Raw genomic sequence first — 17,433 nt, forward strand, 5'->3', positions numbered from 1 at the left:
GTATATAAGGTGCGGCACCGGGCTATTCAACCGGGTGACTATTTCAAACTGTGTCCTACAGCGAAAGTACCGCGCCTTGAAGGGCATTTCCGACGGCTGTGAGCAATATGTTCGTCTGGCAGTTTGCCACGCAGCCCCCGTAATTGTTACGCGCAAGCGCAAAACAGGCCAATCGCATGTAGCCGGCGTTGCGAAGTCCGTCAGGGTGCAAAGATATGTTGCTGAATCAATCCTGGAGCGACTTTTTAGACAAGTCGCGCCAGGATCGAACGCCTTACTGGCGGTAGGACTTGAGGAAGTTGCCGATGCGGCCGATGGCCATGTCCAGATCGTCCACGCGCGGCAGCGTCACCACACGGAAGTGGTCCGGCCACGGCCAGTTGAACGCGGTGCCCTGCACGACAAGCAGCTTCTCGGATAACAGCAGGTCGAGCACGAACTTTTCGTCGTTGTGAATCGGGCAGACTTTCGGATCGATCCGCGGGAACGCGTACAGCGCGCCCATCGGCTTGACGCAGCTCACGCCCGGAATATCGTTGAGCAGCTCCCAGGTACGATTGCGTTGTTCCAGCAGTCGCCCTTGCGGCAGCACCAGATCATTGATGCTCTGATAACCGCCGAGGGCGGTCTGGATGGCATGCTGGCTCGGCACGTTCGCGCATAGACGCATGTTGGCCAGCATGTCGATGCCTTCGATGTAGCTTTGTGCATGATGTTTCGGACCGGAGATGGCGATCCAGCCAGAACGGAAACCGGCCACACGGTAGGATTTGGACAGGCCATTGAACGTCAGGCACAGCAGGTCCGGCGCCAGTGATGCGGTGCAGATGTGCACAGCGTCGTCGTAGAGAATCTTGTCGTAGATCTCGTCGGAAAAGACCACCAGGTTGTGCTGGCGGGCCAATTCGAGCATGCCCAGCAGCACTTCTCTGGAGTACACCGCGCCGGTCGGGTTGTTCGGGTTGATGATCACCAGTGCCTTGGTGTTCGGGGTGATCTTGGCCTTGATGTCGGCCAGGTCCGGCCACCAGTTGGCCTGTTCGTCGCACAGATAATGCACCGGGTTACCGCCGGACAGGCTGACTGCAGCGGTCCACAGCGGATAATCCGGAGCCGGCACCAGCACTTCGTCGCCATTGTTGAGCAGCGCCTGCATCGACATCACGATCAGTTCGGAAACGCCGTTGCCCAAGTAGATGTCTTCGATGCCGACACCTTCCACCTGCTTCTGCTGGTAATACTGCATGACCGCTTTGCGCGCACTGAAGAGGCCTTTGGAATCGCTGTAACCCTGGGCAGTCGGCAGGTTGCGGATCACGTCCTGAAGGATTTCATCCGGCGCTTCGAAACCAAAGGGTGCCGGGTTGCCGATGTTCAGCTTGAGGATGCGATGACCTTCCTCTTCCAGGCGTTTGGCGTGCTTGAGCACTGGCCCGCGAATGTCGTAGCAGACGTTGGCGAGCTTGTTCGATTTGCTGACCTGCATGGCGATGTGTTCCTGAAAATGAACGATCCAGGCGGTGTATGAACTACCGTACTGGGAATCCTGCGAATTCACACAGGCCTGACGCCTTGAGCGTGCAGCACCATAAATCCGTTTGAATGCGCGTGGTCTGGCTGCCAGACTGGCGTTTGACGAGGCGCAATCATACGTGCCGACCGATCCGTGGAAAAGGTACAGATCGGGCTTTTTCAGCTGCTGAGGTGTGACGATGGAAAAGTTGGAAAAAACCCTGGACGAATGGCGCGCCATGCTCGATCCGGAGCAATACAACGTTTGCCGCCTGAAAGGCACCGAGCGGCCTTTTTCCGGTAAATACAACGACACCAAGACCGAAGGCGTATATCACTGCATCTGCTGCAATGAGCCGCTGTTCGATTCGAAGACCAAATTTGATTCCGGCTGCGGCTGGCCAAGCTTCTACGCGCCCATTGGCGACAGTGCCATGGTCGAGATTCGTGATGTAAGCCACGGCATGATCCGTACCGAAGTGGTCTGCGCCAAGTGTGAAGCGCATCTGGGCCATGTGTTTCCCGATGGTCCGCCGCCGACCGGCCTGCGTTATTGCATCAACTCGGTGTGCCTGGACCTGGTACCGCGCGACTGATCGCCTGGACCTGTAGCCGGCTTGCTGGCGATAGCGGTGGAACAGTCATAAAGGTATTGACTGACACGGCGCTATCGCCAGCAAGCCGGCTCCTACGATGATTCGCATGTGTTGTCTTGGAATATTAAATTGCACGCAATTCAATTGCTCGCTATGTTTGTCTTTTCTTCCTTCCTCCAAGGGCCAAGCCATGAGCGATAATCTGCTGAGCATTCCCTGCACCACGATCACCGGTGAGCAAAAGACCCTGGCGGATTTCGCCGGCAAGGCCGTGTTGGTCGTCAACACCGCCAGCAAATGCGGCTTCACCCCTCAATACAAAGGCCTCGAACAGCTCTGGCAAACCTACAAGGATCAAGGTCTGGTCGTGCTGGGCTTTCCCTGCAACCAGTTCGGCAAGCAGGAGCCGGGCAATGAAGGGGCGATTTCGGAGTTCTGCGAGTTGAATTTCGGCGTCAGTTTCCCGCTGTTCAAGAAGATCGAGGTCAATGGCGCAGGCGCGCATCCGCTGTTCGTCCAGTTGAAAAAGCGTGCACCGGGCGTGTTGGGCTCCCAGGGCATCAAATGGAATTTCACCAAGTTCCTGATCGGCAAGGACGGTCAACTGGTCAAGCGCTTTGCTCCGGCCACCAAACCGCAGGATCTGAGCCGCGAGATTGAAGCCCTGCTCAAATGAACAGCCTGCCTCCCGATTCCCTCAAGCTCGACAGTCAACTGTGTTTCAAGCTGTACGCGGCTTCGCGGGCGGTGATTCGAGCCTACAAGCCGATGCTCGATCAGCTCGGCCTGACCTATCCGCAGTATCTGGCGATGCTGGTGTTGTGGGAATGGCAGGAAGCAGCGCCAGGCCAGCCGACGGTCAAGGCCTTGGGCGAACGTCTGGCGCTGGATTCCGGGACGTTGACGCCGCTGCTCAAACGCCTTGAGCAACTGCAACTGGTGCAGCGTCAGCGCTCAACACGGGATGAACGCGAAATGCACCTGAGCCTGACACCTGCTGGCAAAGCCTTGCGCGAACAGGTCGGCCCACTCAAGGCTCGCCTGTTGTGCGACAGCGGGGTGGATCTGGATCGGCTGAATGAATTACGTGGCGGACTTGATCACCTGCTGGGGCAGATCAGGGCATTGTCGTAGCCGGCATCCACAGGTCCAGCACGGCGGCCAGTTCTTCCCGGCGAAAAGGCTTGGCCAGATAGTCACTCATGCCGGCTGCACGGCAACGTTCGCGTTCTTCGGACATGGCGTTGGCGGTCAGCGCAACGATCGGCAATTGCGGCCAGCGCCCGCTGCGACGGATTTGCCGGCTGGCCTCGTAGCCGTCCATCACCGGCATGTTGCAGTCCATCAGCACCAGATCGAATTCGCTGCTTTCAAGCTGATCCAGCGCCTCGCCGCCATGCGCAGCGACGATCACCTCGCAACCGAGTTTTCCCAGCATGCCTTTGGCGACCAACTGATTGACCGGGTTGTCCTCCACCAACAGCACCCGACCACGCCGCAGCGGCGACAATGCCTCCAGCCGGGCGTCGTTGAGGGTGTTGGTTTCCGGTTGCAGAATTCGCCGCAGCGTCTGGCACAGTGCGTTGCGGGCCAGAGGGCGTGCCTGCTGTTGCAAGGGCGCCAGCGCACTGGCTTCTTCGCTGGGCAGGAAGCTGCCATAAGCGGTCACCAGCAGAATTGGCGCGCTGCAGGTCGGGCGCAGACCAAACAGGCATTCGGGACAGTCGGTAATGACCACGTCAGGGTTCAGACCGATCATCGAATCGTCGATCGTGCGCTGCACGTAATCGACTCCCCAGCCTGGTAGCAAACTGTTCAGCAGTTCCGCCAGACCGCTGCTGGCCGTGGTAATCGCGACGACTTTACCGCGTAACGTCGCCGGCGGCAGTGCGCGGGTATGGCAGGGCAGCGGCAGGTCGGCACAGAACTGGCTGCCAAACCCCGCTTCCGAGCTGATGGTCAGCCGCCCGCGCATCGCTTCACACAGGTTGTAAGTCAGCGCCAGCCCCAGCCCGGTACCGCCAAACTGCCGGGTAATGCCCGCGCCCGCCTGGGTGAATGGCTGAAATATCTTCACTTGGGCATCCTGAGGAATACCGATACCGGTGTCGCACACCTCAATCCTGACGCCGCCTTCGAATACCGACAAACGCACATCGACGCGGCCGAAACGGGTAAATTTCAGCGCATTCGACAACAGGTTGCTGACGATTTGCCGCACGCGCGTCGGGTCGCCCAGCACCAGCGCCGGAAATGCCGGTTCAATCAGGCAGGTCAGTTCGACGCTGGGCGCGGCATTCTGCGAGAGCAGGTTGGCGGTGTCCTCGATCAGCACGCCGAGGTCGAACGGGATGTGCTCGAGTTCGAGCTGACCGGCATCGAATTTGGACAGATCGAGAATGTCGTTAAGCAATTCGACCAGCACTTTGCCTGAGTCATGTGCGATCGACAGTTGTTGCTGTTGTTCGGCATTCAACGGACTGTCGAGCGACAGTGCGATCATGCCCAGCAAGCCGTTCAAAGGCGTGCGGATTTCGTGGCTCATGTTGGCGAGGAAGGCCGACCGCGCTTCGGCCATGTCCAGCGCAGTGCTGCGCGCAACTTCCAGCTCCTGATTGGATTGGCTGAGTCGGGCATTGATCGCCTTGAGCTCGGCTGTACGCGCGGAAACAATATTTTCCAGTTGCCCGAGGTAATCGGTCAGGCGGTTTTCAGCGGTGCGCCGTTGTTGAATTTCAGTCGCGATGTTTTCGAATTGTTGATTAGCCACTTTGACCAGCACGCCGATCTCGTCGTTTTCGTGCCCGGCCGGGTATTCCAGCAAGGTCGGTTCGGCGCTGCGCGGGTCGCGGCTGCTGAGTTCACGGATCACTCGCACCAAGGGTTTGGTCAGCATCACGTAAAACAACGCCAGCAGAATGCCGGTCAGCAGCAGGCTGCGAGCAAAGCCGTTGAGCAGGGTCACTTCAGCACGACGCAGGAAACGGCTGCCGAAGGAGTAGGTGTCGACGTCGAGGCGCAGGGTGCCGAGGGATTCGTTTGGCAAGTGGTCGAGGTATAAACGGTCTTCGAACTGGCGGCTGGCGCCGAACAGCGAGTCGCTGATCAGGCGATAACCGCTCTGCAGCCCCGAGCGCTTGACGCTGGCCAGTACATTGCCGTTGTTGTCGGTCAGGTGCGCGCCGATGATTGCCGGTGAGCGTAATAATCCAAGCGACAGTTCCTGTGCGAGTTCAGCGTCGATGTTGTAGGCAATGCGCGAGGCGGGGTTGTGGCTGATTTCCAGCAAAGACAGGATTTCACGGTTGATGGAAGCGTCTTCGCTGGCATAATCGATGCCGATCTGCACCAGACTGAGCAGCGTGCCCAGAATGAAACCGACCAGCACGGTGAGCCGGGCCTGTTTATAGGACAGCCGGTTGGTGAACTTGATATCCATTGGGTGTTGAACCACTTCCGTTTCCCTTCGCTGCTCAAGCATAGTCGATCATGCATGGAAACCGGTGCTCTCGCAGTCCGTCTTCAAGGACCGCTGCGCACACCGAAAAACTGTGTTTGCTCGTCGTACCGCCATCATCACTGTGAACGTGCCCGAGGAGAAGACGTGGATTCCCGATTGAATGCTTTTCTTGAACGCGCCGATGCCGTTCTGGCCCGTATCGAACCACTGTTGCCGGCGCCACGGCAAGCGATCGACTGGTCGCAATGCCTGGCCGCGCGCTGGCAGCGTGAAGGGCGCAGCGGTTTTCTGTTGCCGCTGGAAGTCAGCCTCGACATGCGCTTGTCCGACCTGATCGGCGTTGATCGCCAACTCGAACAGCTGGGCCGCAATACCCGTCAGTTCCTTGATGGCATGCCGGCCAACCATGCCTTGCTGTGGGGCTCGCGTGGCACCGGCAAATCATCGCTGGTGCGTGCCTTGCTGGCCGAACATGCCGGGGCCGGCCTGCGCTTGATCGAGATCGAACGCGATCATCTCGCCGACTTGCCGCGGGTGGTCGAACAGATCGCCAAATTGCCGCAACGTTTCGTGCTTTTTTGCGATGACCTGTCGTTCGAATCGGGCGAGGGCGATTATCGCGTGCTCAAGAGCGTGCTCGACGGCTCGCTCGAACAGGCTCCGGACAACGTTTTGCTGTACGCCACCTCCAACCGTCGCCACCTGGTACCGGAGAAGGAAAGCGACAACGAAAACTGGAAACGCGTCGACGGCGAACTGCACCCCAGCGAGGCAGTTGAAGACAAGATCGCACTGTCCGACCGTTTTGGACTGTGGCTGTCGTTTTACCCGTTTACCCAGGAGCACTTTCTCAACGTGGTCGAGCACTGGATCGGGCAACTGGCCGACAAGGCCGGCCTGCCGTGGGAACGCAACGAGGAACTCGATATTCTTGCCGTGCGCTGGGCTACCGGCCGGGGCAATCGCAATGGACGTTGCGCTTATCAATTCGCCCGCTATTGGGTCGGGCTCAAGCTGTTGGAGCACAAGGCATGATCGATTTACAACAAAGCGGCCAGGGCCTCGAAGGCTACGGCATGCTGCACGCACAGCTGCAATCACTGCTGGCGGACGAGCGCGATTTCATCGCCAACGCGGCGCAGTTTTCGGCGTTTCTCTACAACCAGCTCGATGATTTGAACTGGGCGGGCTTCTATTTCAATCGCAATGAAGAGCTGGTTTTGGGGCCGTTTCAGGGGCAGATTGCCTGCGTACGCATCCCCTTTGGCCGAGGCGTGTGCGGGGCAGCAGCGGCGACTTTGCAGACTCAGCGCGTGGAAGACGTGCACGCATTTCCCGGTCATATCGCCTGCGACAGCGCCTCCAACAGCGAGCTGGTCGTGCCTCTGGTGAAGGACGGCAAGCTGATCGGCGTACTGGATCTGGACAGCCCCAAGGTCGGCCGCTTCAGCGCTGACGATCAGGCAGGGATCGAACAATTGGCGGCTATTTTTCTGCGTTTGACTGACTGCTGATCAAGGGCGCAACCCTGCCTTGACCAGCAGGCCAGGCGCGTCCACCTCATCAATCTGTTTCGGATCGAGGAATTGCTCAGCGTACTGCCGATAGACCTCTGCGGTGATGAACAGCTCGAACAGCTCCGGATCAATGTGGGCGTCACGGCACATGGTGGCCATGATGCCCAGCGCTTCACTCATCGATTTGGCTTTTTTGTACGGTCTATCGGCGGCGGTCAACGCCTCGAAAATATCGGCAATCGCCATCATCCGCGCGGGCAGGCTCATCTCATCGCGCTTCAACCTTTTCGGATAACCGGTGCCGTCCATTTTTTCATGGTGGCCGCCGGCGATTTCCGCCACGGTGTCGAGGTGGCTGGGGAAGGGCAGGTGACTGAGCATCAGAATCGTCTGCACCATGTGATGGTTGATGATGTAACGCTCCTCTCGTGTCAGCGTACCGCGAGCGATGCTCAGGTTGTAAAGTTCGCCCCGGTTGTACTTGTAGAGCGGCACCTCGAGCTTGAAGCCCCAAGGGTTGTCGGGCGGAATCAGTTCGCCTGATGCGCGCTCGAACAGGTGCTCGGGTTTATCCGCCAGCAGCGGCTCGTTCAAAGGCAGGGTGGGTGGCGGAGTGCGAGCCTGACGCCTGTTCTCTTCCCAGGAAACGCCCAGTCGATCGTCCAGGGTACGCGTCCAGGTCCTCTGAGCCACGCTGCGCAACCTTTGCAAATCCGCCTCGGCCATGGCCTCGCCGCCCAGATTGCAGCGCGCAACAAAGGCGAAATCATCGTCCAGCGCCGCGAGACTGGCATTACGCAGCTCGCCCAGATGATGCTCGTCACCGCCCAGCGCCACGGCCTGCCAGTAATTGATCCAGGCATCGCGCTTGAGCACCTCGAATCGGGTGCGGACTTCGTGGATACGGTCGTTCAGGGTTTCCAGTTTGGTGGCTTTATCAACCACATATTCCGGGGTCGTGACCTTGCCGCAGTCGTGCAGCCAAGCGGCGATGTGCAGCGCCTCCCATTCATCTTCCGTAGGCTTATAACCGAAGAAGGCCGGCGACTGGCTGGCAGCCGCAGCTTGGGCGATCATCAACGTCAGCGCCGGTACACGCTGGCAATGACCACCGGTGTACGGGCTTTTTGCATCAATGGCGCCGGCGAGCAGCTGGATGAAGGCATCCAGCAATTGTTTCTGCCTGGCTTGCAGGCGCTGACTTTCGATGCACACCGCCGCCGCACCGGACACCGCTTGCAGAAATGCGATACGGTCCGGCTGGAGTTTTTCCAGATCGCTTTGCCTGCCGCTGTCTGCCAGCAGGAGGGTCAGCAGGCCGACAGTTTCATTGCGGCGGTTGTGCAGCCGGATGCCGATCAGATGCACCCGTGGGCATTCCATCGCCTGCAACACATGCTGCAAGTCACCCGCCTGCTCGAAGCCCAGATTCGTGACCACATTATTGGTCTGCGCAAGTTGCTGCAGCCATGCCGGGCTTTGCGGGTCCGCCAGCTGATGGCCTTGAACGCCGAATGCAGGTACCGCTTGCGATGCGTCGCCGATCACCAGGCCAAGCGGCTCGAAGCGATCGCCATCGTTCTCGCGCAAGTAGATCAGGCCCGCCTGAGCCTGGCCGATTTTCATCGTTTCAAAGAGCACTCTTTCCAGCAACGGGGTAAAACGTGTTTCGGCGCTGAGGCTTTCTGTGATTTCGAAAAAGCTGGCCAAGGTGTCTTTCATGCGCGTCATTGATACGCTCAACTGGTCGACTTCGAGCACAGGCGAACGCCGGGAGGCGGGAAGACTGAAGTTGAAGCTGCGAATGGCATCCGCCTCCTGCACCAGCGTGCGCAAGGGTTTGACCAGTGTGCGCGAGGTCAGCCAGCCCAAGGGCAGGCACAACAGCAAGGTCGCCAAGGTGATCAGTGCGCCTTGCCAGCGCAAGCGGTAGGCGTCGGCCAGTAACTCGTCCTCCGGCACCAGCAACGCCAGTTGCAAACCCCGTGGCCCGCCTTCCTGCAACTGGCTGCGGGCGACGATCCATTGCCGGCCTCCAGCTTGCAACCGATTGCCGGTCTCAGCGTGGCCCAGTAACGCCGCAAGCCCGGGACTCAAATCCGCAGCCTTGACCATGCGGGCGGTCTCCCCGTCGGTGATCAGTTTGCGCGAGTCCGGATAGGCCACCGCGTTGCCATTCGCATCAAACAACACCACTTCAGTGGCGGGGGTGACCACGTGTTTCGCCAGCTTTGCCGAGAGCTCATCCAGAGTCAGGTCTGCGGCGATGACCGCGTGCTCACCGACGCGTCGGGCGAGTGTTGTCCCCGCATTGCGAGTGGAGAAAAAAATGTAGGGTTGCGTGGTTATCTGATCACTCTCACTGCGAGCGGCGGTGTACCAGGCGCGGGTGCGCGGATCGAAGTCGTCGCCGACGTTTCCATTACGGCTGATCAGGTTCAGATGCTCATCGAAAAAAAGCGACTGAGAGAGTGCGCGCGCATCGGGGCCCGAGCGCTCAAGGCTCCACACTTGGTAGCGGGCGTTGAGCGGCGCTTGAACTAGCGTTTTCAGGGCCGGTTCGCGCAGGGGACGGACCATGAAAAAATCGCCGTTGTCGTAGCCCAGGTACAGTGAGGCAAGGTGCGGATTGTCTTCCAGGGCCTGGCTGAAAGACTGGAGCAGAATCAGTCGATGTTGCAGATCGGTTGCCTGAGCCGCCGGGTGATGTACCAGCAGGCTCAGCACATTGCGGATGGGCTCGTAGGTAGCCTGAAGGTCCTGGCGCACATCCTGTTCGATGCGGGCGAAGAGCTTTTCACTGCTCGCCAGAATGATCTGCGTGGTTTGTCGGTAGTTGAAAATGCCCAGCACTACGCCCGTCAGCAACAGCAGGCAAGTGAACATCACGCTGATATGGACGTGCAGCGGCAACCGTCGCTGATCCTGGCGCAGTGGGCTGGGCATTGCGGGTCACTCCATGATGGTTAACACACTGCTCAGCGAGCAAGCATAGTTAAGGCTCCGCCATCGTGCTTTGGTCATTCAAGGCGATTTGTTGCTGCAACGCCTGGCCGAGTTCGTCCATCGCCCTGTGCATGGCCGCGCTGCAGTTGATCAATTGGTCGGATTGAGCGGTTTCATGGCAAATATTTTCGAGCGCTTCGCAACTTTCTATCAGTCGCGCGGCCTGGATGATCCTTGCCGCGCCTTTGATTTTATGCGCGAGATCGAGATAGGACTTCAGGTCCGTGCTGCCTGCCAATGCCTGCAGTGCCAGGCGGTCCTGGTCATTGCTGTTTTGCATCTCTTTCAGGAGGCGTCTGTCCATCGCCGGGTTGCCGCCCGTCAATAAGTGCAGGCCGGCGAGGCTGAACGCCGGTGCGGGGACTGACGGCCTGATGCCCGCCAGTCGTTCACTCAAGGCGGTCAGTGTCAGCGGTTTGAACAGGCAGTCATCCATGCCCGCGTGTCTGCAACGCTGTATTTCCTCAGGCAGCGCGTTGGCGGTATACCCCAGGACCGTGCAGGGCGGCCGCTGCGTCGTTTGCTCATGCCGGCGAATGGCGCGGGCCAGTTCGTAACCGTTCATGATGGGCATGTTGCAGTCGACGATCACCAGATCGAACGCACCGATTTGCCACGCGTCGAGTCCGGCACTGCCATCCTCTGCGACCGTGGAGTGATGCCCGAGAAACTCCAGTTGCTGGCACATCAAAGAACGGTTGGCGGGATGGTCATCGACCACCAGGACATTCAAGGGAGTGTTGGTGAACGATATGTCAGCATCAGCCGGCGGTCGGCACGGCTCGGCTACCTGGCAGACGAGGTTCAGAGAAACCTTGATCAACGTGCCGACGCCAAGCCGACTCTCCAGTTGCAGACTGCCGCCCATCATCTCGCACAGGTTGCGGCTGATGACCAGGCCAAGGCCTGCGCCGCTTCTGCCTGCCTGTCTATTGTCGCTGGCCTGGGCAAAGGGTTGGAACAGTCGCTGTTGATCCTGCACGCTGATGCCCACGCCGCTGTCATGGACCTGCAGCAGCAGCTGCACATGGCCGGGTTGTGCACTCGCCAGCAGTTCAACGACGACCCTGATGTGACCTTGCTCGGTGAACTTGATAGCGTTGCTGATCAGGTTGGACAACACCTGTTTGAAGCGCATGGGGTCGATCAGCACATCGACCGCCGGATTGTCGGGATTGAACTCGAGTTGCAGCCGCAGATTTTTCTGACGCGCGAGTCCCTCGAAAATCCGCACCACCGAGCCGATGATTTCACCAGGATTGACTCGCTCCGGACTCAGGCTCAAACGACCGGATTCTATGCGGGCAATGTCGAGAATGTCGCCGATCAGTTCGAGCATATCTTTGGCGGAGCGATAGGCGACATCGATGGCCGGGCGGTCTGGATGGTTGTGCCCGATACGTTTGAGCGTCAATTCGAGCATGCCGATCACTGCATTCATCGGGGTGCGGATCTCGTGGCTCATGGTCGCCAGGAACGTGCTTTTTGCCCGATTCGCTTCATCCGCGCGCTCTTTCGCCGAGCGCAGTTCCTCGAACAATTGTCGTCTGTCACTGATGTCGATCCAGCCACCGATGATGCCTTGCACATCACCACTCGAATCCCGATATGGAAGGATCCAGTGGTAAATAGTCAGCCGACGGCCGCCGATGTGCAGCGGGCGATCGAGGATCAGGGGCGTGCCTTCATCGACTACACGCTGGTAGTCGGCCTGATACTCCTCGGCTTCGAAAGCGTTGCTCAAACTTCCTTCCATCACGCTCTTGCCGATGATGTCCTCGCGTTTGGCACCGAAGGCTTCGAGATAACTGTCATTGCAGCTTTGCAGCAGCCCTTGGCGATCGCGTACATAGATCGGATGGGGTGTGCCGTTGAGCAGCGATCCCATGAATTCCAGTTGGTCATTGAGCGCGCGTTCGGCTGCCTGCCGCTGCTTGATCTGGCGCCGCATGTACGCGTTCCACGCCATGGAAATCAGCAGCAACAGGCTTGCGCCAATCACGATTTGATAAAACAGTCTTTGATAGTTACGCCAGGTGCTCTGCGACGACGCCGAATAACCGCGCCAGCGGCTGTTGATGATGCCGAGCTCTTCAGGCGCGATGCTCAGGAGAGCTTTGTCGATGATCGCTTTTAATTCTTTGGCGTCGCGCCCGGTTGCCATGGAAAAATCCGCCTGCCGGGTACCGAGGGTCGTGGTGATCTGAAGTGGCTGTTCGAACAGTCGCGATGAAATGAAATAGTTGGCGATCACCAGGGAATTGACCGAGCCCTCGGCCTTGCCCTCGGCCAGCAGCTCGACGGCGCTGAAGGTGTCCGGGGTTTCGATCAGCTGAATTCGCGGGTATTCGCGGCGCAGGTAATCAATCAGTGGATTGCCTTGCGCCACGGTCAGGCGTTTGTCTTGAAGTTGTTCGAGGGTGGTCGGGCTGTCCGCGGATTTGCGCGTCAGCAATACGAAAGAATTTTGCAGATAAGGACGGGTGAAATTCAGCGTCTGCTCGCGCTGAGTACTGGGGAGCAGAGCCGCGATCAGGTCGGCTTGCTGATTATTGACCTGTTCGATCATCCCGCCAGTGCTGCGGCTGCGGCGAATGTCGAAGCGCAAGCCGGTGCGCAGCCTGATCAGTTCGAGAAGGTCTGCTGTAACGCCGCGAAAGTTGCCTTCACTGTCGAAAAAGGTCAGCGGTGCGTAGGCCTCATTGACAACCACGCGCACCACGGGATGTTTCGCCAGCCAGCGTTCCTCGGCGTCAGTCAGTTGCAGCTTTTGATCAGTGAGCAGTATGTCGCTGCCGGCACTCCAGCGCCGGGCAATGTCTTCACGCTGGTTGGGAGGGATTGCCAACAGCATCGCGTTGATGATCGCGAGCAGTTGGGGGTTGTTCCGGTGCACGGCAAAGCTGAAGCCGTGAGCTTCATGCTTACCGAAGTTGGCCATGCGGATGTTGTTGAGATAACCCTTGTTGAGCATGTAATGGGTCGAAATGGTATCGCCAAGGAACACATCAGCCTGGTCGAATGCGACCGCATTGATCGCGTTCTGAAAGGAGGGATATGAGGTGATGGTCGCTTTTGGGTATAGATCCCGGACCTCCCGCAAAGGCAGGTAGTGGTACACCATGCTCAATCGAAGGCCGGCGAGCCCGTCGGCCAGTGAACGGGTTTCTCCCTGACGTGTGACCAATACCGGTTGGTCCACCGCGTAGGGTGAGGACAGCACGATGTCGGATTGATGAGCCTCGAAACCGTTGGCGGTGCCAAGCAGATCGACTTCACCTTTTTCGAGCGCCTGGATTGCCGCGCCTCGGGACGCGTAACGGCGAACCATGATTGGCAACCCGGTCGTGGTGCCCAGAATGGCTGCGTAATCGGCGGTAAAGCCTTCGTAGTCCTGACCGCTGACGGTCAGATCGAACGGCGGATAATCCGGTGCCGATGTGCCCAGAATCAACTCCTGCTTACCCTTGATCCACTGTCTTTGCGATGCGTCGAGCCGTACGTCCAGAGCGCCGGTCATCGAGCGGCCGAGCAACGCGTAGGGTTCGCTGTCGACCGCGGCGGCGCACAGTGAGGTGCTCAGACCCAAACCTGCCAAGAGGATGATGCAACAGTCTTTTATCCGAGTGAGCATGCTGTTTCTCACACTAATGCATTTCGTTTCGCCATCTCAATCAGTTCAACCAGAGACTGCGCCTTGAGCTTTTGCATAAGGCGTTTTTTATAAGTACTGACTGTTTTGTTGCTGAGGAACATTCCCTTGGCGATTTCCTTGTTGGTGCGACCTTGGGCGAAAAGTTGTAACACCATTAATTCCCGGTCGTTGACGGACTTAAAGAGCTCCAGCTCGGCAAAGCGAGCATCATCTTTTCTTACAGGATTCAGCGCTTCGCTGGGGAAGTAGTTGTAACCTGACAATACAGCTTTGATGGCGCTGACCAGCTCACTCAGGTCTTCCTGCTTGCACACATAACCCGATGCACCGGATTGCATGCACCGAATACCGAAAAGAGTCGGACACTGCGCGGTCAGTACAAGAATTTTAAGCGGTGTACCCATGGCGTTGAAACGCGCGAGTACTTCGAGGCCGTCCAGTTTGGGAATGCTGATATCGAGGATCACCAGGTCTGGCACGCATTCACGTACCATTTGCATGGCATCTACGCCATTATCGGTTTCACCAACGACTTTATAACCTTCGTGTTCAAGCAGCATCCGGACTGCAAGCCGGATAACAGGATGGTCGTCGACAATAAAGACGGAGTTCATAATCAATCCCATGGGGTTTGGATAAAGCGCGCACCTTAGCTCAGATGCCTGGAGGACCGCATGGACTCGCCCGCCAGAAGCAGCAATATAGGAATAGTCCTACAAACAAAGAAGAAATAGACGACGTATCAACTAGGTTTTTATATGAGGAAGCGCAAGATAGTTGCTGTTGAATAAAGGCGATAACAAGAGATTTTATGTGGTTCAGGTTTAGTCAGCTAAAGGCTTTTGGTTTGTTTGTAAGGTCAATGGTTTTCTGGATCTGGGTTGTTTCAACGTTTTTGCAGTGTGTGCCTGTCAGATTGTAATTTGGGTTGAATATTTAATATTTCGAATCGAGGGTGTTAATTGTTCGTGAGTGTTGCCAACTTATTGATCCGGACTTCTACCAGCGCGCGTAGAAGATTGTTGCGTACGCTGCCAGTACTTGCACTGTCAGGCTGATCAGCCCTTGAAAGAAATGTAAGAGCTGATCAGCCGATGTCTCACTTGCTCGAACGGCCGGTCATTTCCAGCGCCATTTCACTGGCGTAGCTGTCGGTCATGCCGGCGATGAAATCAATCATGCGCAGGAACGAAGTGTGTAAAGGCCCGTCTGGATGCGGAGCGTTGTTTCCCAGCAGATCGAGAATGCGCCGGCTCTTGAAGGATGGCGTGCGCCCGTTGTGCTGTTCAAGTGCTGCGCCGCAGAAGGCATTTAGGAGGATTTCCAGCGTGGTGTAGGCGCCGATCTCGTGCAGGGTCTTGCGCTTGTCCTGGAAGATTTTTTTGCGCGCCATGTCTTTGGCATTCAGCACGCAACGCTTTGCCGGGCCATGCATGTGCTCAACGAGATCGCCATGCAGCGTACCGGCCAGCAACGCCTCCTGTTGCTCGACAAACGCTCGCGCGGCGGCATTGGTCAGGTGTTCGATCGCCTTGCCACGCAGGATCGCCAGCTTGCGTCGGCGCGAATCCAGCGGGCCGAGCTGGCGATAGGTTTCCGGCAGATCGTCGCCGACCAGGTCCAGCAGCAGCGACTCGACTTCGGCGTATTCCAGCAGCTCCATTTCGAGGCCGTCTTCGAGGTCGATCAGCGCGTAACAGATGTCATCCGCCGCTTCCATCAGGTACACCAGCGGATGGCGCGCCCAGCGTTGCTCCTCAAGTTGCGGGAGGCCGAGTTTATGGGCGATTTGCTCCAGTAAGGGCAATTCGCTCTGGTAACAGCCGAACTTGTGCTTTTTGTAACCCAGCGAATCAGCGTGCCTGGCCGTCCAAGGGTATTTGAGATACGTCCCCAGGGTGGCGTAAGTCAGGCGGGTGCCGCCATCAAACTGATGGTATTCCAGCTGAGTCAGCACGCGAAAGCCTTGGGCGTTGCCCTCGAAATTGAGGAAGTCCTCGCGTTCGACTTCGCTCATCGCATCCAGCCAGCCACGCCCGGCGGCCTGCTTGAACCAGTGGCGTATAGCGTCTTCGCCGGAATGCCCGAACGGCGGGTTGCCGATGTCATGCGCCAGGCAAGCCGATTGCACCACCATGCCCAGGTCGCTCGGTTCGCACCAGTCGGGCAGGGCGCTGCGGATGGTTTCACCGACCCGCATGCCCAGCGATCGACCGACGCAGCTGACTTCCAGCGAGTGGGTCAGGCGCGTGTGGATGTGGTCGTTACTGGTGACCGGATGGACTTGGGTCTTGCGCCCGAGACGGCGGAACGCCCCGGAGAAAATGATGCGGTCATGGTCTTTATGGAAAGGACTGCGGCCAAGCTCTTGCGGGCTGTGCAGAGGCTTTCCGAGGCGTTCGCGGGTGAGCAGGGTTTGCCAATCCAAGGCTGATCTCTCCGTCAGGGGACTGATCGCCTAGCTTCCCGTGTCGCGCCGATGCCTGCAAGCGGAACTACAAGCCGGCGGCGTCGATGTCGATGAGCAGCAGGCGCTCGCCGTTGTCAAAAAATTGCCCGGCAGTGAGGCAGTACTGGTTGCTGGTGGCGTCTCGATAGGTATTGGAAAGTGTCAGTCGACGCTCGTCCCAGCCCTCGGCCAGCAGGTGATAAAAGTACGGCCGCCAGGACCAGTTGTGGCCCAGATAGCGGTTGTCCGATTCCCAGCCGTTGCTGCGCCATTCCAGATTCGGCGTCAGCTGCGTACCGTGCCGATCGCACTGGTAGAAACGCAACAACCAGGGAAACGCATCCAGTTGCGGCAAGGCGCTAAGCGGCGCGCGGGCCTGCGCCCAGTTTTGCAGGATGAACATCAGCTCGGTGAGCTGGTGGCGCATCTGCATCAACCGGCCGCGTTCAGCGATTTTCTGCTGGACATAGCGCTGACGCAATTCGGCAAAGTGATCAACGAAAGCGTCAGTGGCGAAGAACTGCTCTTGCGCACGGGCGAACAAAAATCCCTGCACGTAACGAGAACCGCATTCCAGAGCAAAATTGAGTTGCGCGTCGGTCTCCACGCCTTCGGCAATGATCCAGCAGCCGGTTTTTTCCGCCATCAATGCCAGTGCCTTGACCACATCGCTGCTCGGACCACCCAATGCGGCCGCCTGGAACAAGCGCATGTCGAGCTTGAGAATGTCCGGCTGCAAGGCCAACACGCGGTCGAGCTGTGAATAGCCGGCGCCGAAATCGTCGATGGCAATTCGCGCACCCGCCTGACGGTAGCGCGCCACGACTTCCGCCAGGCGCTGAATGTCGCCGCCCAGTTCGGTGATTTCGAAAACGATCCGACGAGGGTCGACGCCGTGTCTGCTCACTTGCCTGAGGCTTGGCAGCGCCTGATCCTGGCGTAAGCGGCTGATCCAGCGGGGGGACATGTTCAAACTGAGGAACCAGTCCGACGGCGCTTCGTGAAGACGGCTCAACGCATTGTCACGGATCTGGCGATCGAGGCGGCGCAGGGCAATGGCGGGTGTTCGCGAATCGGCGAACAGCGGACCGACCGAGGTCAGTTGGCCATCGGCATGACGTAGTCGGCCCAATGCTTCGACACCGGCAATACGGCCGGTGGCGGTATCGATGAACGGCTGAAAGCAGGCGAGCGGTTGCCCGTCGATCACGAGGCCTCCTTAGTTAGTCTTGTTGTTC

General features: G+C 58.4%; 12 protein-coding genes. 5 read left to right on the forward strand and 7 right to left on the reverse strand.

Annotated features, from left to right (window positions below):
• Window positions 1–274 precede the first annotated feature (274 nt).
• A complete protein-coding gene (locus ACYZTS_RS14955; RefSeq protein ID WP_090188845.1) occupies window positions 275–1,486 on the reverse strand; it encodes a pyridoxal phosphate-dependent aminotransferase in 1,212 nt (403 codons plus the stop codon).
• A gap of 226 nt (window positions 1,487–1,712) precedes the next feature.
• Between ACYZTS_RS14955 and msrB the strand changes: the two genes are divergently transcribed.
• The 3 genes from msrB to ACYZTS_RS14970 all read left to right on the forward strand — a co-directional run bounded on the left by msrB (window position 1,713) and on the right by ACYZTS_RS14970 (window position 3,242).
• Window positions 1,713–2,108 (forward strand): peptide-methionine (R)-S-oxide reductase MsrB, encoded by a 396-nt coding sequence (gene msrB, locus ACYZTS_RS14960; protein WP_461990125.1) that lies wholly within the window; start codon window positions 1,713–1,715, stop codon window positions 2,106–2,108.
• Between the two features lie 190 nt (window positions 2,109–2,298).
• A complete protein-coding gene (locus ACYZTS_RS14965; protein WP_028620677.1) occupies window positions 2,299–2,784 on the forward strand; it encodes a glutathione peroxidase in 486 nt (161 codons plus the stop codon).
• Window positions 2,781–3,242, forward strand: a complete 462-nt coding sequence (locus ACYZTS_RS14970; protein ID WP_028620678.1) for a MarR family winged helix-turn-helix transcriptional regulator — start codon at window positions 2,781–2,783, stop codon at window positions 3,240–3,242. Before ACYZTS_RS14965 ends, ACYZTS_RS14970 begins: the two co-directional genes overlap by 4 nt.
• Here the strand turns inward: ACYZTS_RS14970 and ACYZTS_RS14975 are convergent.
• On the reverse strand, window positions 3,226–5,547 hold the full coding sequence (locus ACYZTS_RS14975; protein ID WP_461990127.1) for a hybrid sensor histidine kinase/response regulator: 2,322 nt from the start codon (window positions 5,545–5,547) through the stop codon (window positions 3,226–3,228). The two genes, ACYZTS_RS14970 and ACYZTS_RS14975, sit on opposite strands and share 17 nt — an antisense overlap.
• Window positions 5,548–5,712: 165 nt before the next feature.
• Here ACYZTS_RS14975 and ACYZTS_RS14980 point away from each other — a divergent pair, with 165 nt between their 5' ends.
• Together ACYZTS_RS14980 and ACYZTS_RS14985 are read left to right on the forward strand one after the other, a co-directional pair.
• Window positions 5,713–6,603: an ATP-binding protein gene (locus ACYZTS_RS14980; protein ID WP_028620680.1), complete on the forward strand. Its 891-nt coding sequence runs from the start codon at window positions 5,713–5,715 to the stop codon at window positions 6,601–6,603.
• Window positions 6,600–7,082, forward strand: coding sequence for a GAF domain-containing protein (locus ACYZTS_RS14985; protein ID WP_461990129.1), 483 nt, complete (start codon window positions 6,600–6,602; stop codon window positions 7,080–7,082). Before ACYZTS_RS14980 ends, ACYZTS_RS14985 begins: the two co-directional genes overlap by 4 nt.
• Here ACYZTS_RS14985 and ACYZTS_RS14990 read toward each other — a convergent pair whose 3' ends face one another.
• The 5 genes from ACYZTS_RS14990 to ACYZTS_RS15010 all read right to left on the reverse strand — a co-directional run bounded on the left by ACYZTS_RS14990 (window position 7,083) and on the right by ACYZTS_RS15010 (window position 17,405).
• Window positions 7,083–10,031: an HD domain-containing phosphohydrolase gene (locus ACYZTS_RS14990; protein ID WP_461990131.1), complete on the reverse strand. Its 2,949-nt coding sequence runs from the start codon at window positions 10,029–10,031 to the stop codon at window positions 7,083–7,085.
• A gap of 49 nt (window positions 10,032–10,080) precedes the next feature.
• Window positions 10,081–13,725: a transporter substrate-binding domain-containing protein gene (locus ACYZTS_RS14995; protein ID WP_461990133.1), complete on the reverse strand. Its 3,645-nt coding sequence runs from the start codon at window positions 13,723–13,725 to the stop codon at window positions 10,081–10,083.
• An 8-nt stretch (window positions 13,726–13,733) separates the two neighbouring features.
• Window positions 13,734–14,360, reverse strand: a complete 627-nt coding sequence (locus ACYZTS_RS15000; RefSeq protein ID WP_028620684.1) for a response regulator transcription factor — start codon at window positions 14,358–14,360, stop codon at window positions 13,734–13,736.
• A gap of 485 nt (window positions 14,361–14,845) precedes the next feature.
• Window positions 14,846–16,174, reverse strand: a complete 1,329-nt coding sequence (locus tag ACYZTS_RS15005) for a deoxyguanosinetriphosphate triphosphohydrolase (protein ID WP_461990135.1) — start codon at window positions 16,172–16,174, stop codon at window positions 14,846–14,848.
• 67 nt (window positions 16,175–16,241) lie between these two features.
• The gene (locus ACYZTS_RS15010) at window positions 16,242–17,405 is read right to left on the reverse strand and encodes an EAL domain-containing protein (RefSeq protein WP_028620686.1); all 1,164 of its coding nucleotides are present in this window, start codon (window positions 17,403–17,405) and stop codon (window positions 16,242–16,244) included.
• Window positions 17,406–17,433: the final 28 nt, after the last annotated feature.

Source organism: Pseudomonas sp. TMB3-21 (assembly GCF_054898145.1).